This window comes from Micromonospora sp. LOL_025 (assembly GCF_048060285.1).
GTDB lineage: Bacteria > Actinomycetota > Actinomycetes > Mycobacteriales > Micromonosporaceae > Micromonospora.
Window position 1 is genome coordinate 1 of the sequence record NZ_JBHMIR010000150.1, and the last position, 328, is coordinate 328.

Annotated in this window: 1 protein-coding gene; it reads left to right on the top strand. The window is 69.8% G+C overall.

All coding sequences use genetic code 11. The features are described 5' to 3' along the window. Nucleotides 1-328 (top strand): beta-ketoacyl synthase N-terminal-like domain-containing protein (locus ACFHW0_RS31900; protein ID WP_416613339.1); only part of this gene is annotated, 328 nt, incomplete at both ends.

The following is a 328-nucleotide window of genomic DNA, read 5'->3' on the forward strand; positions in this document are numbered from 1 at the left end:
TGGGAGTCGTTCGAATCGGCGGGTCTGGACCCGCAGCGGCTGCGGGGCAGCCGGACCGGTGTCTTCGCCGGAGTCATGTACCACGACTACGCCTCCCGGCTGATGGACCTGCCGACCGAGGTGGAGGGCTACGTCGGGACCGGTACCTCCGGCAGCGTGCTGTCCGGCCGGGTCGCGTACACGTTCGGCCTGGAGGGGCCGGCGGTCACCGTGGACACGGCGTGTTCTTCCAGCCTCGTCGCGCTGCATCTTGCCGCGCAGGCGTTGCGCAGTGGTGAGTGTGATCTGGCGTTGGCCGGTGGTGTGACGGTGATGGCGACGCCGGGGA